Origin of the sequence: Herbaspirillum sp. SJZ107, assembly GCF_006715485.1 — a bacterium.
Lineage (GTDB): Bacteria > Pseudomonadota > Gammaproteobacteria > Burkholderiales > Burkholderiaceae_D > Telluria.
Genome location: NZ_VFNH01000003.1, coordinates 322112 through 341392 on the forward strand (window position 1 = coordinate 322112; position 19281 = coordinate 341392).

The following is a 19281-nucleotide window of genomic DNA, read 5'->3' on the forward strand; positions in this document are numbered from 1 at the left end:
TCTGTTAGGAAAGGCTAGATTGGAGCTGTTGTCTCGAGCCGCCCCGACACTAGAGGAAATCCAGGTATCAACAACACTTCTGGACGCCGCCATGCCCCCGACAGTCAACTCCAGTACTCTCATCGTGTTTCCCTGCTGTGCCGCCAAGGCTAGCGGTGGCACCATTGTTGCGATGCAGGACCCGTTGATTACAAGCCTACCTGATACCGCGTACGCTCAGCTATGTCGGGCCCGCCGCGCTGTGCTGACCGGGATACAGAACGACCCTATCTTGCAAAGTGATGCTTTCACCAAGAATCGCGCGCTATCCGATGGCCCGGACCTCGGCGGCCTTGCCAGTTCTGGTCGCTATCTGCCTGCCCTCGAACGCTACACCGGCAACCTGTACGCCGTACCTGGCCTGCGAGCGAAGCTCTACGCCAGCGTCGCTGACCGCAATGCGCCGCGCGTGTTAATCCTGTCGGCCTTGTATGGCCCCTTACACCCGCTTAGCCCGATCCAAGATTACAACCTGCGGATGGACCAAGCGCCGGCCCGCATTTGGCGGACAGCTTTCCTGCCCATGCTGGACCAGTATGTCAGCACGCAGGGCATCCGATCCATCGTCTTACTCGTCGGCTCAGAGACGGCATACTATCGGGTAGCAAGCCGGGCGGCGTCCGACCTGCTACGCCGCAGCCGCATCATGGAAGCGAGCCAATATCACATCCTCGACGGTAACACTCGCGCCACCCCGGTCGAACACGGCCGCATCCTCCTTGATCTGCTAAGCGGCCGCCAACCGAGCTCGACAAGAATCGAACGCCGAAGCATCGACGGCGTGCAGCGTGCTGTACCGTATCGATCGCTGACGGTTACCATTAACGTTCCCACGCCTGTGCCCAATGCCGCGTCGCCGCGCAACGCACCAGCAACGGAGGCCTCGCCACGCATGCGGCGCGCTCCACCACCCAACGCCAGCGCTACTGAAGTCGCCCGCGTCGCAGCGCGCAATATGCTCACCGTGACCAATGCTGTATCGGCTCAGGGGCCTATCGCGCAACCGCGAGTTGGGTCATCGCCTCCGACAATCCCTCATCCAGCGATGACAACTGCCACGCCTTCACAGCCGGCCAGAATACTGGCACCGATACAGGCGCTGAGCATCGCGGGTAGAAGCGCGCATCGGACCCGTTTTGGCGAGCTCATGCGCCGCCTGATGACAGGGGCCGATCAGGGCCTTCCACTCGCCCGGTTGCTCGAGGGCGGCCGTTTACCCGAACGCGGAGTGTATTTTTTCCTCGATCCGACAACGTCGAATGAACAGGACCAATGGCGTATTTGCCGCGTTGGCACGCACGCAGTCAGCCTTGGGTCGAAGTCGACCTTACGAGCGCGTTTACGCGCGCACCTCGGCACGCGCAGCGGCAGCGGGAACCACCGCGGCTCCATCTTCCGTCTCCACGTCGGCAACGCCCTTTTACGACGCGACCAGCGCGAGATTGCTACCTGGGGTATTGGCTCAGTCGCGCCGCCTGCGCTGCGCACGAGCGAGGTCTTACGCGAAGCGGAAGCCCGGCATGAACAGCAGGTCTCGAACTATATCGGCCAACTTCCGGTGCTGTGGGTGGCGGTACCAGATGAAGCGTCGCCTGCGAGCGAGCGCAGTATCATTGAGCGTAATGCCATCGCCCTGCTCTCACAGGACGCACAACGAAGTGTGATGCCTGCCAATGGATGGCTCGGCGAACACAGCCCCCGCCGCGAAATTCGTGAGAGCCGCTTGTGGAACCTTAATTACGTAGACGACGATTACAACCCTGACTTTCTTGCGGTGCTCGAGCGCTCAGTGGCACGTACCCTGGCGTCGTAGGCTGAGATGAATTAGCCACACAAAACCTAGGTACGTGCGGCGCCATAGTCACTTTGCTGTGGCAGCAAGCTTGCCATGCACTCATGCGCGCCGCACTTGCGCGACGCTCTCTTGTTCCAGCTCCCACGCCCCCAAGCGTAAGGTAGCCTTTATCGCATCGGCAGCGCTAACTTTTCCCTGCGACTCCATCAGCGCGAGCAGTTGCTCTGGATCTGAGACGCCGATAAGCATCCGGTACAAGGCTCGACCGCTTTCCAGCTTCCGTAACACTTCTGCCTCCCGGCTGCCTGGGGTAGTTAAGTAAAACTGGACCGTTCTAGCACCATCCACTTGCCACCACGGCGACATCTCGTTCGCATTTTTTAACCCCTCAGCAAGCTGCCCAATCGCCGACCATACGCTCCCACCACTTGGCACCTCAGCGCACACTGGGTTCACGGCGAGCGCGCGTCGAATGGACAGACCCGCGTAGCGGTCGACGCGCCCTTCCCGCTGCTCCAACTCGACCGGCCCGCGTGCAGGATCCCAGTGCGCAATGCTGCGGCACCATGGGTGAAAGTCCAGTCCCTCCTGACCAACCGAAGTTGTCACTAGCACGTTCGGCCAGAATGGTGTATTGAATGCATGCCGGACCTGGTCAGGACGTGGCGCTGTTTCACTCCCCTCATCCTCTGCACCCGTCTTCTTATCTTTAGCAAAGTCCGCCTCCACAGTTTTCGCCTGATGAAGCGGTAATGCCACATGACAGCGGATGCGTGCATCGGTCGCGTTCTCGGTTGGCTTGTGAATTAAAGTTCGGCCCCCGTTCAGCTCAAGAGATCCGGCCAATTGGCTAATGCGCTTTGGCCAGGACTCATTGCTCGTCATGGAGACAAGCCAGAAATGCTCATCAAGAACTGACTCGAAATTGCCATCGATGACCGCGCGGCGCAGAACCGTCGCATAGTCATCCTTTGCTGTCTCGCCAAGCGCTGCGGCGAACCAAGGCCGATCGATATATTCGCGCAAGCTGTTGGCGGCAAGCGCCTGGACGACATGCCGAGGCGAAGATGACCTAACCTCAGCTTCACTCGACAAGGCTTGCGGCCAATGTCGCTGTAGTGCCCGAGCCAGCACGATAGCGGGCGAGTCCAACGCGAGCGCGGCCAGCGCGTCAAATTCTTGTGACGACAGCGCCGGTAACCAGTCCGGCGCCGCCGCTTCCCATAAACCTAACACTGTGTCCACCGAGTTTTCTGCCGTCCCTTGGGTCGCCCCAGCCAGCGCAGCGCACCAGGCAGCCCTTTCCTCCCTCCAGAAACCGCACTGTCGGGACAAAGCAATCAGTAAGAGATGCAGCGGTCGAGGCCGGCGCCGCGTGTCCTTATCGATTAAGACGTCGTGCTTACGCAAGGCGTCTTTGAGACCATGTGCGATGACGCGCCGTGCTGTCCGGCGAGTGGCTGGGTTACCATCAACCAGCGGGTCGATTCCGACGAGAAGCGTCGAAATAAAAAAAAGCTGAAAAGCCTCTGGGCTGGCCTGGGGTTTGCTGTACTTGTGTTTCGACCATGCTCCGTAACTACCGGAGCGCAACTTTTTTCCTTTTCCTTCGCGCAGTTCGCATTCCAAATTAAAACTCGTCAAAGCCGCGACCGAGCCAGGTACCGCAGCAAAACGGCTGAACACGAGCACTTTGCCATCGGCGTGCTCGCGTGCGGATTGGCCCGCCCAGCCGCCGCCAAGCTGCCACCATGTGCGCGATGGTCGCACCCATGGCATCGAGAGCAGCGCGGTGGGGAGGGTTTTGAGCAGTGCACGTGCCTTGACGCTGGGCCAAGTAACAGGCTTTCTCCACTCCTTGATGCCCGAGGCGCTTAGGGCTTCGGCGCACTTACGCGGCTTCGGGGCATTTTTCCAGCACAAGTATTTCTCGCCCAAGGTTTGTCCAGGCAACGGAACAGAGGTCCACAGCGGTACGGCCCAATAACCATCTTTCGGCAGTAGCGACTGCGCAAATGTTCGAAACACCTTCATGTCTGACGCTTGCAGCGGCACCTCGACCACTTCGCACACATTGCCGCTCGAGTTGTCCGCGCGATACCGCTCGCGCTCGGTCCGACACATAACTACGCTCAATAGCTCCGTTAATTTTGCGCGCGCCGTCACGGCCGCCGGAGACAGTGGGCGGCCCTGCCGCATCTGCTCACCGATCACGTTAAAGCAGTGGCGCACCTCCGCGCCACGCTTCTGACCATTCAACAAGTGGTGATGTAAGAAATCCAATACCGCAAAGAAGTCATTCTGCTCGGGTCCGTTTTTTGCAGGAGCCTGCACTTGCAATGCTTCATATGGGGTGGCGGAAAGCAACAGTAGCTTCGCATCGCCGATCCCGCCTGTTACGATCCGCAGGATGCGCGCGTTCAGCCGCGAGAGTGGCGAGTCGTCGTGGGCTTCCGATGACTCGCGCATAACGTTACGAAAGCGCTGGAACTCGTCGAAGATCACCAGTTTTGGCGCCAAGCCCGCCAACGCGGCCGCGGCTAGCGCGTTACGACAAATTGCGGTCAGCAAGCCCTTGCGTTCGATCTGCCTTAAATGGGCCAGCGTCGCCGGAGTATCCTCTAGTTGAAACGCATCATTCAGTGCCGTATGGAACTGATTGAGTACCCCGAACGCCCTGGTGTCCCCCACCTTGATCAGGGGCCGCAAGCGTGCCAGGCAATCAGCAACGTGGCGGTCAAAGCTGGCGGTATTCCAGGACAACAGGTCGCGTAACCATGGAATGGACCGACCGCCGTTCAGTTCGAACAGGGCGTAAGCTAGGGCACGTTCCTGCACTTTGCCCTGCCCTAGATTGCGCTTTACGCTCGACGAAAGCGTTCCTGGGGTAATCGGGTACAGGTTTAGCTTCCGATGTACGGGCGCCGGGAACAATGGGATCAGCCCCGGGCGGTCAGCCTTGGTCATCGCGCCAGAGCGGGTTTCCTCGTCAAGAAACGCTACGAGCTGTTGCATGTTTTGCGATGCAATCGCTTGATTGTTACACATGTAAAACACCACCAGCGGATGCCGTGATGGCCGTTCTACCATCTCCTTAATCACGCCGCGCGCCACGACGGTTTTGCCGAGTCCGGCTTCATCTGCAACCATGAAACGGCGCGGGCCGTTAGGGTCGTCGAAACTGCGCAAAACTGCGCGGATCGTGGCTGACTGAAATTCTTTAGGGGGGAATGCAGACTGTCCACTCATCGCAGGTGCGCCTCCAATACGGCCCAGCTCTTAAGAAACGACCGCAATCGCGCTCGCGCCTCATGGTCGTCCTGATCGTTGCCGGCATAGCCGCGTGCCATTTCCATGACCGCTCGCGCCTCTTTCAGCGTCGCAGGATCGCGCACCCAAGCGGCGAGCACTGCCTCAACTGAAAACGGCAGTGACTCGGCGCGTTTCGTTTGCGGCTTCTTAGTATCATTGTCATCCCAGTCGCGTCCTTTGCCGCTCCCATCCCCTGCTCCCGCAAGCACTTCAGCCAGCCAGTCGAGCAGTCCGTTCAGACCAAGGAACGATTGCAGCAAAGGCAAGTCCCGTTCCGCCTCGCCTAATGGCGGCACGAAAGGAGCATGCTGCAGCCACGCGACCTCCTGTCCACCAGCACTGATTACGAGGTGCAAGAAGTCACTGTTTTCGTAACGTGGCGCTGCTGGAAGCACCAACGGCGTCGAGGTAGACGGCCACGGCACGGCGATGTCACCAATCCTCGAGATCGATAGGCTGACGCCGGTTCCCAGCGCCGGGGAGCCGGCCGATGTGATGGTCACAGTCTGATCCGGTTCCAGACGCTGGGTTGCCCCGAGCGAGGCAGCTAGCATTTTGCGTTGCTGCTCCAGCAATTGCTCGACTGCGTTGTCGACAGGCTGCGGCAGCGTCGACACGTCCACGCGTGCGCAGCTGGCACGAAACCGGGCCATGCCCTCGTAGACGTTTTTCGCCGCTGCTGACGAACCTGGTCTAGCAATATCAAGCGTGACATAAGCCTCCGCGCTTCGGCGCCAGCCGCGCTCGGTCAGGTTTGGGCTGCCAAGATGCAGAGTCGCACCGTCGCGGTGCTCGAACCAGAGAAACTTCGCGTGCAGTCCACCCATTTCGGGTTCTTCATCGTCACCGCTGGCCTCCTTGTCGTCGGCGAGTACGTCCTGAGAACCTGGCGGCAGATAGTGCAGTGCGAACATATCAGCCCAGCCGGCTTGCCTTGCCTCCACGGCAATAGACTCTTCCAACGAGACGAGGGTGCGGGAAGCACCGGGCGTGGCCATAGCCAGCCGACGTAATTCGCCTGCTTCGATGAATGGGGCGACTGCGAGTACGCTGTGTACGTCCGTCGGCACCTCCGGTAGGGCATGCCGCTCTTCTTTCGGCAACAACAGGTGAACAGCGCGTACTTTCATCCCCTTCGGGACCTGCCAGCGCACTGACTTCAGTTGGCTGAGCGCCTTGGCCCACTCGGCTTGCTTGCGGGCCTGGCCTGCGAGTTTACCGGCCAGCGTATCGACGCCAATAATCAACTGTCCCCCGTTTTGCGCAGGGTCGCTGCTCAACGAGAAGCCAATGTCCCAGGATCCGTCGCGGGTGAAATTGCGGCTGCCGATCCATAGCTTCCAGAACGATTGTTGCCCCTTTACTGCCTTGGCATCAGGTGAGTACTCAATCAGGCAGATTTTGGGATGCCACGAGGCCCCTTCGCGTGTGCGCTCGTCGAAGTTTATCGGGACGATGAAGCGATCGAGCATACCAAGCACTGCGCGGCGCGCTCGCGGTGCGGCGAGGCGGCCGTGCTGGATCAGGAACTGGACCTTGCCCTTCAAGTTACGCATCGCGCGCGCCAACAGGACACGCGAGCCGCTGCCGTGCGCGTTGACGTTGCCGTTCATCGCCATCAGCATTGCCGCAAGTACGGAAGACTGCGCCGAGTAGGAGGCACACAAGGCACGTTCGACATGCCAGCCTGCCGGAGGCGACAGGAAGTCCAGTAGGGCCGTCATCGGGAAATGTTTCCCCTCTCCGGGCTCGGAAGTTTCGTTCGCGGAGCTCAACGCATGTTCCCCAAATGAAGGTCGTTCAACAGGCGCTTAACGTTCGGCCAGCGAAAATGCAACCGGTCCGCCAGCGCCGTTCCTTCGTAGCGCACCCAGTCGCGCCTACGTACGTCCGCGGCTTGCGTATCGGGCAACCGTGCCCGTTCATTCTTCCGTTTTTTTTCGCAATGCAGGTATAGCGACTTCAGGCCGGCGACACTACCCGCTTTTGGTATCCAAGCCTGGGTCGCGCGCAGTAGGGCAACCACATGAGTGTCGTCAAGGCCCACCTCTCCTTGCGGGCGGTCATCGAGATCGAGCCTCATGGCAGCGTTGCCATATTCGGCCACCAGCCATTCCAGCCGGCCGCGGTGAATCCGGGTCATCGGCAAGCCCTGTTTGCGGCACGCCTCCTCCAGCATCGCGAGATAAACGCCTCGCGCAATGCCCGCCAGCGCCGAAATGCCCTCCGCGAAACGCAGCAGCTTCCGGTCGGAATCGTCGACGAGCGCAAGCACGCGTGCATCCTGCCACGGCATGTCTGCCTCGAGACCGACCCTTTTGTTAGCCAGCAACGCCAGCAACGAAGGCCGCTCATCGCCGGGACGCATCACGGATAACAGGCGGTTGCGCAGAAATGTATGCTCCTTCGACGTCAATACAAAAGTCATCGGAGTGCCTTGCTCAAGGAGACCTGGAGGCTCATCGGGGAGGCCTGCAAACAGCGGCGGGGCTGCATAGATCGGGTTACCAAGCTCATCTTTGGCTAAATGACGCTGATCCCGTGTGGCCTCATGCAAAATGCGCATGGCATGGTCGCGAGAGATCCCACGCCGCGTATCGACAGCACCCAGGATGTGCCAGGTTGACAGTGCAGTCCAGTATGCGAAGGATGGAGGCTGGGCAGCAGGCGCACCACTACGCTTGTAGACGCGTCCGCCGATGATGCCTCTCAGTCCGGCATCCGCTTCAGTGACTGCTCCTACCAGCTGGCCCGTCAGGCGAAGTTCCATGTCACGTAGCACCGTTGTGTGCGACCTTGGATGCTGAGCGGCAGCGCGTCGGATAAGCCACGGCACAAACAGCGCATAACGCAATCTTGTGTGCAGAACCGATGTTCCGGGGAAAAGTCGGTCGGAAATCGCCTGATGGATTGACAGCAAGCCAATCTCATCTCGCACACCCTTACCTTCGCCAAGTAGCGCCTGTTCAGCGCGTGCGACCTCGCGACGTGAAATTTGAACCCAACCAATCATCGGGACCTACCTAGAAGTGAACGGCAATAATGACAATTTGGTTCAGACATACATTGTTACGGCGGGTCGTTTTGTAGGTATCTGTAAAGATACTAATCGGAAATGCTTGAAGCAAATCTCTCCAAAGTTCACGCTGGGCAAAAATCAGCCACACGGTAATCAGGAGGTATAGGCGAGAGCTCGGTCTTTTGCGCCTATGGCGATGGCAATGTCCAACTGTTCCGCCGCGTGGATGTTTTAGGCGTGCGCGAGTGCGCGGTAACGACATTGCGGTCGAAGAGGCAAGCTGCGGCGCATGTCGATGTTGAGTGTAAATGATGCCACGCACTCGTTAATGCCGAGCACTGACCTCTTCGCCGCTGTTCAGGTTGACTTGGCGCTCCTGCTACTGTCTAAGGTCGAGTGGCTTTCGACCTCATGTACCCTAGCCGCCAGGGGTGTGCCGGTCGAAGTAGCAACACGCGTGCTGCCCCTGGCCCGTGATACCAGCCTTAGGGCTCTTTCGGGTCTCACCTAAAACGGACCCATCGCCGACAGGTTTCTCAGCCGTCGGCTGCAGTAAAAATATTTCCAAATCACATTAAATTGTGTAATTATTGGTTCATTAAAACCAACGGAGTATTACGTGCTGCAGCTCATAGGCGGAATAATTGCACTGGTGCTTGCCCTGGCGTTGATAGGTTTTCTGTTCCGGCTTGCGCTCGGTTTGATCGGCATCGCGCTAGTTGTCGCCCTCACTATACTGTGTGGCGTGCAGGGCGTGATTGCTCTTGCTTTCGAACGGATATTCCGCCTGTTGCGTCTGCGACTGTTTTTTGCAGTGCTGCTGTTTGCCGGGTGCGCAGCCATGTTCGCTTCATTGCTGGCCGGGCTACATCCTGCTGTGGCGCCGATCGGCTGGGCCTCGTTGAAATACTCCTTACCGCTGCTGTTGCTGGGTTTGTCTCTGCTGCACCATCGTAAACGTGTCGGAGCCCAGAACCTGAGTGTGGCTATCGAATTTTTCTCGATTGCCGACCGTGACTTCTTCCGTCTGTTCTTTGCGTCCTGCCTCATTTTCGCTACTGCCTGCGCTAGTGAAGGCGTCAACGCCTGGAGCGACTGGCTTCTCAGCACCGTGTACTGGGTCATCTGCGTGGGCGCTGTCGGCTACTTATTGCAGCAGGAAGTCAATTGCCGCAAATTGTTGGAAGCTGTGCATCAGAAAATGCTGTCGGCCCAGACATTGAACTCCACAGCTTATCTGGGTGAGCTGTTGAAAAGCGACGACCTGTCTGCCAAAAAGACTGAACCGCTGTACCACGGCGTACTCATGCTGATGCTGGAACAGCAGCACGTGCAGGAGTTGGAACTGGGTGACAGTGTCTGGTTGTTCAATCGCGCGTGGTATGAAGCACAGTGCACTAAGCTGTACGCCGCCGTAGAAAGCCAGCCGCGCATGGAGGAGCAGCACTTTATCGCATTGATTAAAGCCCTGCTGAATTTATCCGACGAGAACAGCAGCGATTATGCGGAGCGGCATTTTGCGCACGGCGAGCGCTATGAGTTCAGCGAGCAGAATTACTACATCCACTACAAGCACGCGCATCTGTATCACAAGTGCACCGCATGTGGCGTCGCAGACGAAAAGCCGCAGGAAGAGGATAGCCAGCATAGCGACTGGTACTGCTCGGACTTGTGCCGCCAGACTGAGAGCGCCTGCGAGGAAATCCGCGAAACCGAATATGGCAAATTCTTGGCCGACGCGACCACCTCCGGCCTAATCATCATGGAAGGCGCCAGCGCCTGGCGCGACAACCATAAGATCTTTGCTGCCAACGGCCAGGGGCATGGCTTTGCTGCCGAGCGGGCCAACCATCGCCTGGACACACTGAGCGGTAAAAACGCCATTCTGGCCGGCGATAATAACGCGAAGGATGGCGCGGACCGCATCGTCGGCGGTCAGCATATCCAGACGAAGTATTGCAGCACGGCGCAACGCAGCGTGAATGCTGCCTTCAACGGCGACGAAGGGCAGTACCGCTACGTTGATCCGAATGGCCAGCCGATGCAGCTCGAAGTGCCCAAGGACCAGTATGACAAAGCGGTCGAGACCATGGCCAATAAGATCAAGGCCGGCAAAGTAGACGGCGTGAGCGATCCCGCAGAGGCCAGCAAACTCGTACGCAAAGGCCATCTAACCTATGAACAAGCTAGGAACATCACCAAGTTCGGCACCGTCGAATCGCTGACTTACGATCTGGCCGAAGGCACGATCGTTGGACTGACAGCAGGTGGCATCAGCTTCGGCATCACCGCCTGTCTGTTCTACCTGCAGACGGGGGACAGGGAAATCGCCCTGCGCGTGGCTGTAGTCCAAGGCGGAAAAACCTTCGGCAAATCCTTGGCCGTCTATGTGGGCACGCAGCAGCTACACCGGCTGGAAAGCGTGCAGTTATTGTTGAAGGTGGTGGATGCGGAGAAGTTATCGCCTGGCGTACGCCAATTCCTGGAGCAGGGATTTGGCGTCAGCCGCAATGGCGTGTCCAACGCATTGCGTGGCACTATCGTTACCTCGGTCGTATTGATTGCGGTGACGACAGGGCCAGATCTGATCAAGCTGATCAGGGGGTCTATCTCCAAAGCACAATTCCTGAAAAATGTGGCGGTCGCTTCGTCCAGTGTAGCCGGCGGTATCGCTGGATCGCTGATCGGCGCTGCCGCCGGCAGTCCGTTTGGTCCCGCAGGCATGTGGGTAGGCCGGTTCGTCGGCGGCGCTATTGGTGGCGCAGTCGCAGGGACCATCACCAATCATATTACCGGCAAATTGATGGAAGATGATCGACAGCGCATGCTGCGCATCATCCGTTCCCAGACCGAATATCTGGCGCGTAACTTCGTGCTGACAGAACTCGAAATGAACAACCTCAGCGCCAATCTCGATCAAGCCGTGACGCCGAAGAGTCTGGAAGTGCTGCATGCCGCGCCTAACCGGCGCGCGATGGCCAACGCCATCATCAAGCCGCTGGTGGTCGGCGTGGTCAAGCAACGCCCAGCCTTCGACTACGACGCCGAGCACATTGTAGACGCCTGCGAGAAGCTGGCCGCATGAAAATAGGCGCCTGCTTAACCGACGCGGCCTCTTGGATTTCGGCGCTAACTTGGCTGTTAACCACCACTCGCTTACCAAGCTCATACCGAGGTGTAAACAAGTTTTCTACTTGGGGAAATGTGAATTCTTGGTATCCGTCCTATGGTGTAACTTCAAATGTAACTTCTTCAATGTAACCGTGTTGGCTTCCAAGGCAGCCCAACCGTCCACATTGCGCCTAGGATCCCGCTCTTCGTTACGCGTTGCCGAGACCATAGCGATTCGCCACCGCCCCCGGGGCCTCGAGGTACTGTTGCGACTCAAGCTCGAACCAAAATCCGAACTTGCCCTCGTATTCACCGTTGCGTTGCTTTTCGCAAGCGACGATGCACGTTGGCTCGCCTTTGCCATCCCGCTCCGCTTTCTTGTTGCGCCAAACGATAAACACGTTGTCTACCATATCCGTGATCGCACCAGCGCCCTTGATGTCGAACTTCCCGGGTGCGCTCATTTCGCTCTCGCCCTTGCGGACGTGGTGGACCAGGTGGATATGCACCTGGTGCGTTTGGGCGAATGCGCACAGCTCGTTCACAAAATCCTTCTGCGCGTTGTAATCATCCTCGCCGCGGACACACTTCATCAGGCTGTCGATCACGAAGTGCGTGATGCCGAACGTGCGGACCGCATAGCGCATCACAGCAATCAACTTTCGCCATTCCACGGACCCCACGTGGTCATACATCCACAGGCGTCCATCGGTCCAGCGATGAAAATCACATAAGAACTGGCGCGTCGGATCGCGACCGGCATACGCTTGGCGGCTCATGCGCTGCACTGCTTGACCGGCTTCATCTCGAACGAAGCGACCATCACTCGTTCGCCCTGATAGCACAGGTCCAGTTCTACCTGTGACAGAAACATACTCTTGCCGTGACCGTTGATGCCCGCCCACACGGAAACCTCGCCGCGGCGAAACGCCACTTTCGAGCGCGTTTTTTGCCACAGCATGGTCGGCACAGCACTGGTATCGGGAGGGGCGTAGAAGGCGTCAATGGTGTCCTGCAGCCAGTCCGATGCAGGGCGTACAGCATGCGCCTCCTGTTCCTCCATGTAGGCAGCGAAATCGATATCGTCAGGGATCAACTGCATAAGGCACACCTCCGGGGCCACGCGCATAGGTGCGGCCGGTCAAAAAATCGTTGTTTTGAAAGTCCATCCACTCTAGGAAGTCCAGCTCGCGGATCCACATCGACACCGGCTTGTCCACATCCTCTGCGGTCGGCACCAAGTAGACATGCGCGCCCCAGTTGCCGTCCGGGTTCCACACGTCTAGGTTCGTGGGCTCTGCCAGTGCGATAGCCCTTAAGGTCAACGCCCAGTTGTCCAGGTCATGCACATACACGCATACGTCGAGCCCGCGTACCCAGCGCCAGTCGTACGCCATGCCCGGCTCTGCCAGCACGAGCGGCTGCTGCGTCAGTACTCGACCACGCAGGGAAACGATAACCAGACCGGCCGGGCGCAAGCCCTTCATGCGAGCGTGCACGATCGGTGCTGCGTTCTGCGGAAGTGGCAGCGTCATTCCCAGTCCCTCCCGTTACCCTTGCTGGAGAAGTCGAGCTCACCCACGTAATTCGCGAATTTCGTCGCGTTAAACAATGTGACCGGACGCAGGTACTCGCGCATTTTGTCGTCGTGCTTCCAGGCCGCGACCTTGGCGTCGATGACCGCACGGCATTCTTCGATCGACGACTCGCGCAGGCGAGCCGCGATCAGGGAAACAGTCGCCTTGAGCGGCCTGTAGCGCCTGCCGGTCTTCTCGTTCAGGTAATCGAGGATGGCGATGACGTCCGGGGTGCCGGACAATGTTTTACTTCCTTTAGACTCCTTTCCATTCCGTGGGCGAGTACTCGTCGACTGCGCGTCGATAATTCGGCGAGTAGTCGGCGATTTGTCGTCGACTACTCCGCGAGTACTCGGCGAGTAATCGACTTGTACTTGCGCTTCCGGGACTGGATGGCGATAAGTAGGCTTCTCGATTTTCTGGTGCCTCGCCCAGCCGGTGACCTGCCAGTAGCCCTTCCCGTCGACTTGATAGGGATACAGCAGCCCCGCCACCACCAATTCGTCGATCATGGCCTGGATCGTGCCATCGCCGATCTGGTCGGACGGGAACACTTCCATCTTCAAGCGCTTGGTGGAAGCCGGGTGCACCCCGTGGTCGTCGCAAAAGGTCCAGATCCCGATGAACAGGAGACGCGCGAACACCGAGCAGTCGGCGACTTGCTCCGAAGTCCAGAACTCGGGTTTGATCGTGCGAATACGGGCCATGACTAGAACCCGCACTCGCGTGCGATAGCACGCATCGCAGCCTCGTATTCCGTCGGCTTGGCCCCCGGATTGGCCTTCACCCAAGCAGCCTTTTTCGCTTCATACATTGCGAAGTCGGGCTCCTGCACCTCGTCTTTGCATTGATATTGTTCGAACATGTGCCCCTCCGTTAGACCGACTTGATCAGGGCGCGGATATCTTCGACGCGCCACATCGTGCAGCGGCCTAGCTTGACCGGTTTCGGGAAGCGTCCCGTGCGGACGCCATCCCACCAGCAGGACTTCTTGACGGGGATGATCGGGGGGATCGGCGGCACCGCCTTGGTGTCGCCGATGATCTGGGGGAGTCGGAGGAAGCCGGTTTCAGGGAGTTGGTTCATTTGCAGCCGTCCTTATATGGTTGGGAACGGTCTACATCATATGAACGCGGACAACATAAATCCGCTAGTGCCATACGCCCGCAAATTCGGGCGCATGGCACTACTGGAGGTCGGGAGCTTGCTGCTTCGCTTTGATGATGATGTCGCGCCAAGTCAGCTCGTCGCGTACCAGTCGAAGATCATCACCTATCAGCTTAAGAATTCTGATCGCGTTCGATGTGTATCCAAAGAATGAGTCCCCAGTCGCTGCAGCTGGGATTCCTTGCTCCTGCAGGACTCGTAGCACTCGAAGTGCCAACTCGACAGCAACGGCATGTTGCTTGTCCATAGGTTTTTTTGCCTTACTCATCTGTTCCACAAGGTCGGAAACAGCTTCTACGTGCTTAGCCATCAAGGCAATTTGGTCGGCACAGCCAAGCGGATCGGCATCGACACCCAGCAGACGGTCCAGATCTGGTGACAAATTGCGGAGCTTGCGTTCCGTCGCAAGCAAGCTCTTCAACATGTCTGCATGCTCGACACGAACCTCGGCCTTCGTGCTCTCGAATTCTTGCGCATGCAGAGCGGACTTTGCCCACCATGCCTCACTCAGAACCGCTTCAACGAATGCGTCAGCAGGATGCCCCCACACTGGGTCCGCTTCTACATTTTGGTCTGGATAAAAAGCTCGCAGTTTCTGTCGCAGGTTATCGCTGAAATCCGGGATGCGCTTGCCGCTCCCGTCACCCATATACTTCGCTTTTGCGGTCGACATTGCCGTACCTTTAAACTGTCGTATGGTTAATGGAAACTGCTTTTTCTTGACTGTTTTTCCATGAGTCCAACATGTCCGCCCATGCCTGCATCATCTTTACTCGGTCAGTCATGTGTTCCGCATGGTTGTACGTGCGCCGTACTGCGTTCGGCTCTGCATGCGCTAACTGCCGCTCGATCCAATCCGACGCAAAGCCCATCTCGTTCAGCCGTGTGCTGCCGGTCGTCCTGGTCGCGTGCGGGCTGTACTTGCCGCCCCAACCCAGCACATTCAACATCTGCCTGAACGATGCCGTCACCATCGGTTTTGACCTGTCGTCTCGGTGAGGGAACAGATGTTCACGGTGCCCCGTGATGCCGTGGAGCGCGCGCAGCATGACGACGGCTTGCCGGGGCAGCGGCACCACATGCACCTTCCGCTTTTTCATGCGTTCGGCCGGTATCCGCCAGATCGCCGCGTCGAGGTCGAACTCTGCCCATTTGGCTTCGACTGCCTCACTTGGCCTGCACAAGGTCAACCACATGAGCCGAAATGCCACGATAGTCTCGTGGCGCCCGCCATGCCCCTCGACGTCACGCAGAAGCTGGCCAATTTCGTCTTGGTCGAGCGGTCGCTTGTGCTGGGTCTTGTTCGCGGGCAGTGCCTTCCTCACCGGGTACACCGGATCGGTATCAGCACGCAGGGTCGACACTGCGAGCTCGAACACCCCGGACATGGTCCGCTTGGCCTCGGCCGCGACGGTTAGACCGTTCTTCTTGGCCGCGTTGTTCAGCACGTCGAGGATATGCGTAGGAGTGATGCTCTTGACCGGCAAGGCGCCGATTTTCGGGAATACGACACGCGCAAGCATATCGAGGCGACGGGCCTTGGTCGTGGCCATCCAGTCCTTCATGGCCAGCCACTCTTTCGCGACGGCCTCGAACGTGGTGGCGCTCTCCTGTTCCCGCTTAATGCGATCCAGTTGCCGCCTGTGGGCCGGGTTGATGCCCTGCTTGACCAGCGCCCGCGCCTTGGCACGCTCGTCCCGCGCCTCGGCTAGGGTAAAGCTACCGCCGGCGCGTCGTGCCTGGGCTTCCTCCTGCGTTTCGCCGCGGGGAGCGACTACGTAGTCGCCTACCGCGAACAGGCTTTCCTTGACGGTCTCGCCCTCTCGCAGCTCGAAGCGATAACGCCAGGCCTTCACGCCATTCGGCTTCACCTCTAGATATAGCCCCTTCCCGTCTGGCAGCCTATAGGGCTTTTCCTTGGGCTTCGCGTTGCGGCATTGGGTATCGGTCAGCATGGCCACCTCCGAGGTCGAGCCATACCCGGTTTTTGATTCCGGGTCCATGACTCCGTACCCGGTATCGTACCCGGCGATTAAGAGGATGGCAACGGCCTCGGCCGGACAAGTATGGCGAAAAAAAGCCCCGGCACCACAGGGGCGTCGGGGCTTTAGTTGTCCGCCGGAATCCGCCGGATTCCGACCTCATGCTTAGACGTTGAACAGGAAGTTCAACACATCCCCATCCTTGACGATGTATTCCTTGCCCTCGGCCCGCATCTTGCCAGCCTCTTTCGCGCCCGACTCACCCTTGTAAGCGATGTAGTCATCAAACGAAATGGTCTGCGCACGAATGAAACCACGCTCGAAGTCGGTGTGGATCACACCAGCCGCCTGCGGCGCAGTCGCACCAATGGCCACGGTCCAGGCGCGCACTTCCTTCACGCCGGCAGTGAAATAGGTCTGCAGGCCCAGCAGCTTGAACGCCGCGCGGATCAGGCGGTCCAGGCCCGGCTCTTCCATGCCGAGGTCGGCCAGGAATTCGAGCTTGTCGGCGTCGTCCAGGTTGGCGATTTCGGCTTCGATGGCGGCCGAGATGGCGACGATCGGGGCGTTCTGCTTGTTGGCGAACTCGGTCAGCTGGTCCAGCAGCGGGTTGTCGGTGAAGCCGCTTTCCGACACGTTGGCCACGTACATGGCCGGCTTGGCCGTGATCAGGTGCAGCGGGTAGATCAGCGCCATCTGCTCGGCGTCCAGGCCCAGGGTGCGGACCGGCAGGCCTTCGTTCAGGTGCGGCAGCACTTTTTCCAGCAGCGCGACCAGCTTGGCGGCGTCCTTGTCGCCCGAACGCGCTTTCTTGTTCTCGCGGTGGATCGCCTTTTCGACGGTGCCGAGGTCGGCCAGCGCCAGTTCGGTCTGGATCACGATGATGTCGTCGATCGGGCTGACTTTACCCGCGACGTGGATCACGTTCGGGTCTTCGAAGCAGCGCACCACGTTGACGATGGCGTCGGTCTCGCGGATGTGCGACAGGAACTGGTTGCCCAGGCCCTCGCCTTTCGAGGCGCCGGCCACCAGGCCCGCGATGTCGACGAACTCGACGATCGCTTTCACGATGCGCTCGGGCTTGACGATCTCGGCCAATTGGTCGATGCGCGGATCCGGCACCTCGACCACGCCGACGTTCGGCTCGATGGTGCAGAACGGGTAGTTTTCAGCCGGGATGCCGGCCTTGGTCAGGGCGTTGAACAGGGTGGACTTGCCGACGTTGGGCAGGCCGACGATGCCGCATTTGAGGCTCATGGGGAAACTTTCAGGGTCGAATTTACTAAACCTCGTATTTTACCTCTGCTCGCTGCCAAAGCGCCCGCTTTTGCCAGCTTGCGTCGTTTATAGAGGACGAATCTGCGCAATATCCGGCTTTTCAACGAAGGCAGCGAAGGCGTCACGCAAGCGCTCCCCTTCTTCCATCGCCTGGCGCCAGGCCAGGATGCGCGCATCGTGGTTCAAGCCGTAAAATTTGAAATCGCTACGGTCGATCAATTTCCCGCGCGGCAGACCACCCAAAAATTCCCGGCTGGGCGCCACGATCAGCACGTTGTCCAGCCAGCCACGGTTGGGGCCGCGCGCCGCACGGCGCCACGGCAACGCCTTGTCGAGCCACCCCGGCACGATGTGCTCGCTGAAATGCGGATACAGCACGATCGATCCCGGTTCCTGCCGGGCCAGGCGCGCGTACGGCAGCGCCAGGTTGTAGTCGATGATGCCGCCGTCCCAGTAATGGCCGGGCGGCGCGCCGGCGATGTCGCGTACCGGTTTCATGAGCATCGGCAGTGTGCCGGACGCCAGCAGCCCGGCAGCAAGATTCTCGGCCGTCAGCGGGGCAAACTGCGTCGAAAACGTGTCGAAACGCTCGCGCAGCCAGGGCGCATCGGCGCGGCGGTCGCCGATCACCACCCGGTCCATCAGCTGCGCCAGCCGGTCGCGCGATGCCAGGTTGTGCAACGCTGCTGCCGCAAAGCCGCGCATCTCGGCGTATTTGTGACCGGGCGCGGCCAGGCCGCGCTTGCCGCGCACCGTGATCAGGTGCAGGCGGTAATCGGGATGGCTGACGATGTCTTCCTCGTGGCCGCGCACGAATTCGCCCAATAGACCCTGCACCACCTCGTCGATCTGCGCCTGCGAGGGCTTGGTGCTGGTGTAACGCTGGCCGCTGTACAGATTGCCCAGGCGCTCGAAGGCGCGCACCGGATCGCGCTGGCAGGCGGCCGCCATGCGCCAGGCGCCGATCGAGGAACCGATCAAAATGCGTTCGCGCGGCGCGCGCGGGAACCAGTCGCCAAAAAGCCACTGGTCGAGCGCGCGGAAGATCAGGCCCTTGGGACCGCCGGCCGCGGCCGGCACCACGGCGATGTCCTGGGGGCGCAGGCCGTGCGCGCGGATCTGGGCCAGGGCCAGCGGCCCGGCGTGGAAGGTCAATGCACTCATCCGGAAATTATCGCAGGAAGGCGATCACCACACCGGTCACATGCATATGTTGACCAAGTGGCGCAGCAAAGTTACATTGTGACAATAAGTGAGTATTTATAGTATCGGAATCGCATAGACTCGATTATCAATCGCAAAGGAGTGCCCATGGCCACGCAAGCGCTGTTCGATATCGGTAATGTCTTTCTGGAACCCTCTTCCACATTCGCCCGCCTGAAGGCCAAGACGCATGCCTGGCTGCCGCTGCTGCTCCTGATCGTGCTGAGCGTGGGTGTCATGTACTGGTGGATCACGACCGTCGATTTCCCGTGGCTGGTCGAGCGCATGGCGTCGGCGCAGACCAAGCCGGAAGTGCAGGCGGCGATGCGCCACATGACGCAACAATCGATGATGCTGACCACGGTGATCGGCGGCGTCATCGGTTCGCTGATCGTGTATGCCTTCAGCGGCTTGTATTACCTGATCGCGGGCAAGGTGCTCGGCAGCAGCATCGGCTACGGCAAATGGTTCGGCTTCTCGGTCTGGACCAGCGTGCCGAGCCTGCTCAGCGTGCCGCTGACGGCGGTCCAGATCATCAGTTCGCGCGGTCACGTCGTGGCCGAGGACTTGAACATGGTGTCGCTGAATTACTTGCTGCTGCACCTGCCGGCCTCGCATCCGTGGGCGGGCTTTGCCAACGGCGTCAACCTGACCAGCCTGTGGTGCATTTTCCTGGCGGTGATCGGCCTGAAAGCCTGGACCGGCCGTTCGACCGGCACCTGCGTGGCGGTCGCCCTGCTGCCTTACGTGCTCATCTACGGCCTGTGGGCTGCCAAGATCGCCCTGCTGGGATAAGCA

At 59.4% G+C, this 19281-nt stretch carries 16 protein-coding genes; 3 read left to right on the forward strand and 13 right to left on the reverse strand.

The window, feature by feature from the left end; genetic code table 11:
• The first annotated feature begins 91 nt into the window (after nt 1-91).
• The gene (yaaA, locus tag FBX97_RS19535) at nt 92-1852 is read left to right on the forward strand and encodes a peroxide stress protein YaaA (protein WP_141835447.1); all 1761 of its coding nucleotides are present in this window, start codon (nt 92-94) and stop codon (nt 1850-1852) included.
• An 81-nt stretch (nt 1853-1933) separates the two neighbouring features.
• Here the strand turns inward: yaaA and FBX97_RS19540 are convergent, their stop codons facing one another.
• The 3 genes from FBX97_RS19540 to FBX97_RS19550 are packed head-to-tail and all read right to left on the reverse strand — an operon-like array spanning nt 1934 to nt 8159.
• On the reverse strand, nt 1934-5083 hold the full coding sequence (locus tag FBX97_RS19540) for a hypothetical protein (protein ID WP_141835450.1): 3150 nt from the start codon (nt 5081-5083) through the stop codon (nt 1934-1936).
• Nucleotides 5080-6870, reverse strand: a complete 1791-nt coding sequence (locus FBX97_RS19545; RefSeq protein ID WP_141835453.1) for a hypothetical protein — start codon at nt 6868-6870, stop codon at nt 5080-5082. Before FBX97_RS19545 ends, FBX97_RS19540 begins: the two co-directional genes overlap by 4 nt.
• 47 nt (nt 6871-6917) lie before the next feature.
• Nucleotides 6918-8159 carry a DUF6361 family protein gene (locus FBX97_RS19550; RefSeq protein WP_221631845.1) on the reverse strand — a complete coding sequence of 414 codons (1242 nt, stop codon included), beginning with the start codon at nt 8157-8159 and terminating at the stop codon, nt 6918-6920.
• Between the two features lie 625 nt (nt 8160-8784).
• On the opposite strand from FBX97_RS19550, the gene FBX97_RS19555 reads away from it, so the two are divergent.
• Complete coding sequence (locus FBX97_RS19555; RefSeq protein WP_141835458.1) at nt 8785-11250, forward strand: hypothetical protein; 2466 nt, start codon at nt 8785-8787, stop codon at nt 11248-11250.
• 235 nt (nt 11251-11485) lie between these two features.
• On the opposite strand, the gene FBX97_RS30240 is transcribed toward FBX97_RS19555, so the two are convergent.
• The 10 genes from FBX97_RS30240 to FBX97_RS19595 all read right to left on the reverse strand — a co-directional run bounded on the left by FBX97_RS30240 (nt 11486) and on the right by FBX97_RS19595 (nt 18444).
• Entirely contained in the window at nt 11486-12055 is a 570-nt protein-coding gene (locus tag FBX97_RS30240) for an AAA family ATPase (RefSeq protein WP_255517557.1), read from the reverse strand.
• Nucleotides 12052-12378 carry a hypothetical protein gene (locus FBX97_RS30245; RefSeq protein ID WP_255517558.1) on the reverse strand — a complete coding sequence of 109 codons (327 nt, stop codon included), beginning with the start codon at nt 12376-12378 and terminating at the stop codon, nt 12052-12054. The genes FBX97_RS30240 and FBX97_RS30245 overlap by 4 nt, the downstream gene beginning before the upstream one ends.
• The gene (locus tag FBX97_RS19565) at nt 12362-12811 is read right to left on the reverse strand and encodes a hypothetical protein (protein ID WP_141835461.1); all 450 of its coding nucleotides are present in this window, start codon (nt 12809-12811) and stop codon (nt 12362-12364) included. The genes FBX97_RS30245 and FBX97_RS19565 overlap by 17 nt, the downstream gene beginning before the upstream one ends.
• Nucleotides 12808-13560 carry a conserved phage C-terminal domain-containing protein gene (locus FBX97_RS19570; RefSeq protein WP_141835465.1) on the reverse strand — a complete coding sequence of 251 codons (753 nt, stop codon included), beginning with the start codon at nt 13558-13560 and terminating at the stop codon, nt 12808-12810. Before FBX97_RS19570 ends, FBX97_RS19565 begins: the two co-directional genes overlap by 4 nt.
• Before the next feature lie 2 nt (nt 13561-13562).
• Entirely contained in the window at nt 13563-13718 is a 156-nt protein-coding gene (locus tag FBX97_RS29650; protein ID WP_185748664.1) for a hypothetical protein, read from the reverse strand.
• 11 nt (nt 13719-13729) lie between these two features.
• Entirely contained in the window at nt 13730-13939 is a 210-nt protein-coding gene (locus FBX97_RS19575; protein WP_141835471.1) for an AlpA family transcriptional regulator, read from the reverse strand.
• Nucleotides 13940-14039: 100 nt separating this feature from the next.
• The gene (locus tag FBX97_RS19580; protein WP_141835475.1) at nt 14040-14693 is read right to left on the reverse strand and encodes a hypothetical protein; all 654 of its coding nucleotides are present in this window, start codon (nt 14691-14693) and stop codon (nt 14040-14042) included.
• A 10-nt stretch (nt 14694-14703) separates the two neighbouring features.
• The gene (locus FBX97_RS19585; RefSeq protein ID WP_141835479.1) at nt 14704-15975 is read right to left on the reverse strand and encodes a tyrosine-type recombinase/integrase; all 1272 of its coding nucleotides are present in this window, start codon (nt 15973-15975) and stop codon (nt 14704-14706) included.
• A gap of 192 nt (nt 15976-16167) precedes the next feature.
• On the reverse strand, nt 16168-17259 hold the full coding sequence (gene ychF, locus FBX97_RS19590; protein WP_141835482.1) for a redox-regulated ATPase YchF: 1092 nt from the start codon (nt 17257-17259) through the stop codon (nt 16168-16170).
• An 87-nt stretch (nt 17260-17346) separates the two neighbouring features.
• A complete protein-coding gene (locus FBX97_RS19595) occupies nt 17347-18444 on the reverse strand; it encodes a patatin-like phospholipase family protein (RefSeq protein WP_141835486.1) in 1098 nt (365 codons plus the stop codon).
• 147 nt (nt 18445-18591) lie between these two features.
• On the opposite strand from FBX97_RS19595, the gene FBX97_RS19600 reads away from it, so the two are divergent.
• Nucleotides 18592-19278 carry a YIP1 family protein gene (locus FBX97_RS19600; protein ID WP_141835489.1) on the forward strand — a complete coding sequence of 229 codons (687 nt, stop codon included), beginning with the start codon at nt 18592-18594 and terminating at the stop codon, nt 19276-19278.
• Nucleotides 19279-19281: the final 3 nt, after the last annotated feature.